Source organism: Pseudomonas sp. NPDC087690, assembly GCF_044743175.1.
Classification (GTDB): domain Bacteria; phylum Pseudomonadota; class Gammaproteobacteria; order Pseudomonadales; family Pseudomonadaceae; genus Aquipseudomonas.
Genome location: NZ_JBIUVX010000005.1, coordinates 161,280 through 166,878, shown reverse-complemented (window position 1 = coordinate 166,878; position 5,599 = coordinate 161,280). Strand labels below are relative to the sequence as shown.

Here is a 5,599-nt window from a genome sequence, read left to right as displayed (position 1 = left end):
CTCACGGATCAACACTCAAAAAGGCTGCAGGCATAGCCCGCCGAAAAATAGCCGGGAATTGTACCTGATACACGGCGCAAGCGTCACGTTCGCCTGTCACCCGGATTGCATGCAAAAACGCCCCGATCTGTCGATCGAGGCGTTCTCAAAGCTGAAACATTGGCAAAAATGCGCCGATCAACCGGCTCTTCGCAGCAGCCAGACACCCGCCAGCGCACAAACCCCGGCCGGTACCAGCACCGCGAACAGCGGCGAGAAACCAAACACCAGGCTCGACGGGCCGAGCAAATCCTGGACGATACGGAAGGTGAAACCCACCAGCACACCGGTGAACACTCGCTGACCGAGGGTCACCGAACGCAACGGGCCGAAGATGAAGGAGATCGCCATCAGCACCAGCGCAGCAGTCACCAACGGCTGCAACACCTTGACCCAAAAAGCCAGCCAGTAGCGGCCATTGCTCAGACCTTGCTCGGACAGATAGTGGATGTAGCCCCACAGACCGCTGATCGACAGCGATTCCGGAGCCATGACCACGGTGCTGAGCAATTGCGGGCTCAGGGACACGTCCCAGCGCTCGGTCGGCGTATTCACGACTTCCGTGCTGCGCTCATTGAATCTGGTGGTCGCCACATCGGTGAGCTGCCAGTGATTGCCGTCGAATTCGGCCTTCTTGGCGAAGCTCGAACTGAGCAGATGGCGCTCTTTGTCGAAGTGATAGCGGGTCACGCCATACAGCAGGCCGTTTGGTTGCACGGCGTTGATGTGGATGAATTCTTCACCCTGACGGTGCCACATACCGTGCTTGGCACTTTGCGCGTCGCCGCTGCCCTGCGCCAACGAACGATTGGCCTGGGCCATGCTCTCGGTCGCCGGAGCAACGTATTCGCCGATCAGCACGCCGGCCAGCATGAGCACCAGCATCGGCTTCATCACGGCCCAGACGATACGGCCGATGGATACCCCAGCGGCGCGCATGACCGTCAGCTCGCTGCTGCTGGCCAGACTGCCAAGGCCGATCAGGCAACCGATCAACGCCGCCATTGGCAACATTTCGTAGAGACGGCGTGGCGCGGTCAGCAACACGAAGCTCAGAACATCAACGAGGGTGTAGGTGTCGCTGACGTCACCCATCTCATCGATGAAGGCAAACAGGGTCGCCAGACCGAGGATGATTGCCAGCACGGCGATGATCGCCATGAACACGCTGCTGCCGATGTAGCGGTCGAGTTTAACCACGGGCCACCTCCAGCGCAGCGCTGCGACGGCTGGCCATCTTCAGGCGCAAAGGCTCCCAATAGAGCAGGCCGAGGCCGATGATCAGGAAGATCGCATGCACCCACCACAAGCCGAGGGCCGGCGGGATCTTGCCTTTTTCAAGGGCGCCGCGCGCGGCAATCAGGATGGTCAGGTAAGCCATATAAAGAAGAATCGCCGGCAGCAGCTTGAGGAAACGCCCTTGACGCGGATTCACGCGCGACAGCGGCACCGCCATCAGGGTCACGATAAATACCAGCAGCGGCAGGGACAAGCGCCATTGCAGTTCGGTTTTGGAGCGGATGTCATCGCTGCCCAGCAGAGACGAGGTCGGCATGGCGTCACGGTCGGTGACTTCTTCGCTGACGTCCGGCTTGGGTAGCAGCACGCCGTAGGTTTCGTAGTGGATCGCGCGGTAATCGGCCTGACCCGGACTGCCATCGTAGCGGTAGCCGTTGTCGAGGATCAGATAGCGATTGCCGTCGGGGCGGACTTCCTGGCGACCGCTTTCAGCCACCAGTACGGAGATTCCGCGATCCTTTTGATCGGCACCGAGGTTCTTCTGCGAAATGAACACACTGCCCAGATTGACGCGATCGTCGCTCAGCGTCTCGGTGTAGGTCACCCGAGTGCCGTCGCGCAGGGCTTGAAAGCGCCCCGGCTCGAGGGTGTCGAATTCAGTCAGCGCGTCCTGCTTGTTCAGCAGCAACTGGAATTGATTGGCGCCTTGCGGGGCCAGGCCCAGGCTCAGCCACGCCACCACCAGTGCAACCAGGGTCGCCGGGAACAGGGTCATGCGAAACAGCTTCTGCTGGCTCATGCCGGTGGCCGACAGCACGGTCATTTCGCTTTCGAGATACAGGCGACCGTAAGCCAGCAGGATGCCGAGAAACAGGCCCAGCGGCAGGATCAGCTGCAGGAAACCCGGCAGACGAAAGCCCATGATCAGGAACAGAGAGCCCGGATCGAGCTGGCCGGCAGCGGCCTGAGCCAGATATTTGATGAAGCGACCGCTCATGATGATGACCAGCAGCACGGCACTCACGGCGCTGAGGGTCAACAGGACTTCGCGGGACAGATAACGGAAGACGATCAAACCAGACACTCCAGGGTTGTCAGGCTAAGGCGGCCAAACAAGCAAACACATCGACCGGCCCGCAACGCAGAGCCGTCGGAAAAAGATGCGGCATTATCCTGTGATTGAGGTCGCCTGTCACTGCGCACACTCATCCATGTCTGTAATCCTTTGCAGATCGCACAACCTAGGGGGCGTTCTCAATTAGTTTTCACACCGCGCCGGGTCTGCTGTTGTGCAGGGCAAGGCGCGAGAAGCGTGGTTTGGTCATTCCAAATAAGCTTCGAGCAACGCAGCCCTGCACAACAGCAGGCCCGGCCCTTCGGGTTGTGCCTTAAAGCCGGCCAGTCTGCGTTGCAGGCCTTGGAAAGGGAACAACCATTCCCAGCGGCCTGCGCCTTGCCTGGCTGGCTTTAAGACGACAACGCGGTGTGAAAACTAATTGAGAACGCCCCCTAGGGTTGTCAGGCGCAGGGAGCGAGGTTCAAACTGCGGCCCTTGTCGCAGGCTTTGGCCTGCGCCTCTTCTATCTATAAGCAGGCGACTGCGGACACCGTCGAACGCCTGCGTGTTGACCATTCATTCAGGGATCCGGACATGGAACTGGTTGTAAAAAGCGTTAGCCCAGAAACGTTGAAAACCGCCACCCTGGTGGTTGCTGTCGGCGAAGGCCGCAAACTCGGCGTCGCCGCCAAACAAGTCGACGAACTCAGCGGCGGCGCGATCAGCGCCGTCCTCAAGCGTGGCGATCTGGCCGGCAAGGTCGGTCAAAGCCTGCTGCTGCACAGCCTGCCGAACCTCAAAGCCGAGCGCGTGCTGCTGGTCGGCGTGGGCAAGGAAGAAGAACTGGGCGACCGTCCTTTCCGCAAAATCGTAGCCGGCATCCTCAACACCTTGAAGGGTCTGGGCGGCAGCGACGCCGTGCTGGCGCTGGATGAAATCATTGTCAAGAACCGCGACAGCTACGGCAAAACCCGTCTGCTGGCGGAAACCCTGGTGGATGGCGAATACACCTTCGACCAGTTCAAGAGCCAGAAAGCCGAACCGCGCGCCCTGAAGAAAATCACCCTGCTGACCATCAAGGCTGCTCAGGCTGAAGTGCAGCGCGCGGTGAATCACGCCACCGCGATTGCCAACGGCATGGCCTTCACCCGCGATCTGGGCAACCTGCCGCCGAACATTTGCCATCCGACGTTCCTTGGCGAACAAGCGAAGAACCTCGGCAAAGAGTTCAAGGATCTGAAAGTCGAAGTCCTCGACGAGAAGAAGATCAAAGCGCTGGGCATGGGCTCGTTCTACGCCGTCGGCCAAGGCAGCGAGCAGCCGCCGCGCCTGATCGTCATGCAATACAACGGTGGCAAGAAATCCGAGAAGCCGTACGCCCTCGTCGGTAAAGGCATCACCTTCGACACCGGCGGCATCAGCCTGAAGCCGGGCGCCGGCATGGACGAAATGAAGTACGACATGGGCGGCGCGGCCTCCGTGTTCGGCACCCTGCGTGCGGTGCTTGAGCTGAAACTGCCGATCAATCTGGTATGCATCCTCGCCTGCGCGGAAAACATGCCGAGCGGCAATGCGACCCGTCCGGGTGACATCGTCACCACCATGAGCGGCCAGACCGTGGAAATCCTCAACACCGACGCCGAAGGCCGTCTGGTGCTGTGCGATGCGCTGACCTACTCCGAGCGCTTCAAGCCACAAGCAGTGATCGACATCGCCACCCTGACCGGCGCTTGCGTCGTTGCACTGGGAGCGCACACCTCGGGCCTGCTGGGCAACAACGACGAACTGATCGACCAACTGCTGAGCGCCGGCAAAGCCGCTGACGACCGCGCCTGGCAATTGCCGCTGTTCGACGAATACCAGGAGCAACTGGACAGCCCGTTCGCCGACATCGCCAACATTGGCGGGCCGAAAGCCGGCACCATCACTGCCGCGTGCTTCCTGTCGCGCTTCACCAAGAACCTCAACTGGGCGCACCTGGACATCGCGGGCACCGCATGGACCAGCGGTGGCAAGGACAAGGGCGCAACCGGCCGTCCGGTGCCTCTGCTGACCCAGTACCTGCTGGATCGCGCCAAAGCCTGAAACCGATGACTTGCGGCGGCGTTACTCTCCTGTAGCGCCGCTGGCAACTCAGGAACCGCAATGACCAAAGTCGACTTCTATATCCTGCCCAGCGCCGACCCTTCGGCTCGTCTGGATTTTGCCTGCAAGCTCACCGAAAAAGCCTGGCGCATGGGCCACCGCATCTACCTGCACTGCAGCGACGCAGCCCAGCGTGACGATCTCGATGCGCGATTGTGGGCATTCAAGGGTGAAACCTTCGTTCCCCATGGCCCGGCTGACAGCGAACCCGATGGCCTGATCGTTCTGGGCGTGGGTGATGACTGCGGCCAACACCAGGATTTGCTGGTCAATCTCGACCTGAAAGTCCCGGCATTCGCCAATAAATTCGCCCGTGTGGCGGAAGTGGTGGTCGAAGACCCGACGATTCGAGCCGCTGCGCGGGACAGTTTCCGTTTCTACCGCGAACAGGGCTATCCTCTGCAAGATCACCGTTTACAGCGACTCTGAGCATTCCAATGGACACTCCGAAACCGCAGCAAAAATCCGCACATCTGCTGGACGATCTCGAATCGATCCGCCAGTTGCTCGGCGATGACAACCTGCAACCGCCACTGCTGACCGATACGGTCGACGACGGTGAGCAGGAACAGATTCCGATGTTGTTCGATTCTGTCGGCAGCGAGCCGCCGGCCGTCGAATCAGCACCTGCGCCAGCGCCAACAGCTGCCGCACAACCTGCCGCGCCGGTGGATAAAGGCCCGGACGCCTTGCTTCATCTCGACAGCGAACTGCGCGCCGCCGCGCAATTGATCATGCAAGACGTGATCGACGACTTCGCCCCGCACATCGAGACCGAAATCAAACGCCGCCTCGATGCTCGGATGGAACGGCTGCTCAGCCAGTATGAATAACCCGCTTGTGTAGGAGCTGCCGCAGGCTGCGATCTTTTGACCTTTGTTTCTTAAAACAAGATCAAAAGATCGCAGCCTTCGGCAGCTCCTACATTTAGATCTCCATCCGGCCCGCCCCGCTCGCCCTCGGCCCCATGCCCCGCTATACTCGTCGGCTTTTCCTGAATTAATGCCAATAGGGTCCCGCCGCGCATGGATAAGACCTACCAGCCGCACGCCATTGAAACTTCCTGGTACAACACCTGGGAGTCCGAGAACTACTTCGCCCCGCAAGGCGCGGGCGACT

At 60.4% G+C, this 5,599-nt stretch carries 5 protein-coding genes; 3 read left to right on the top strand and 2 right to left on the bottom strand.

All coding sequences use genetic code 11. The features are described from left to right. Nucleotides 1-177 precede the first annotated feature (177 nt). Nucleotides 178-1,239 carry an LPS export ABC transporter permease LptG gene (lptG, locus tag ACIPIZ_RS10090; protein ID WP_064393277.1) on the bottom strand — a complete coding sequence of 354 codons (1,062 nt, stop codon included), beginning with the start codon at nt 1,237-1,239 and terminating at the stop codon, nt 178-180. Then, entirely contained in the window at nt 1,232-2,353 is a 1,122-nt protein-coding gene (gene lptF / locus ACIPIZ_RS10085; protein ID WP_064393278.1) for an LPS export ABC transporter permease LptF, read from the bottom strand. The genes lptG and lptF overlap by 8 nt, the downstream gene beginning before the upstream one ends. Nucleotides 2,354-2,929: 576 nt before the next feature. On the opposite strand from lptF, the gene ACIPIZ_RS10080 reads away from it, so the two are divergent. From ACIPIZ_RS10080 to ACIPIZ_RS10070, 3 genes are read left to right on the top strand one after another with little or no spacing between them, the layout of a single operon-like run. Then, the gene (locus ACIPIZ_RS10080; protein WP_064393279.1) at nt 2,930-4,420 is read left to right on the top strand and encodes a leucyl aminopeptidase; all 1,491 of its coding nucleotides are present in this window, start codon (nt 2,930-2,932) and stop codon (nt 4,418-4,420) included. 60 nt (nt 4,421-4,480) lie between these two features. Then, a complete protein-coding gene (locus ACIPIZ_RS10075) occupies nt 4,481-4,909 on the top strand; it encodes a DNA polymerase III subunit chi (protein WP_064393280.1) in 429 nt (142 codons plus the stop codon). An 8-nt stretch (nt 4,910-4,917) separates the two neighbouring features. Beyond that, entirely contained in the window at nt 4,918-5,313 is a 396-nt protein-coding gene (locus ACIPIZ_RS10070; protein ID WP_064393281.1) for a hypothetical protein, read from the top strand. Nucleotides 5,314-5,599 lie beyond the last annotated feature (286 nt).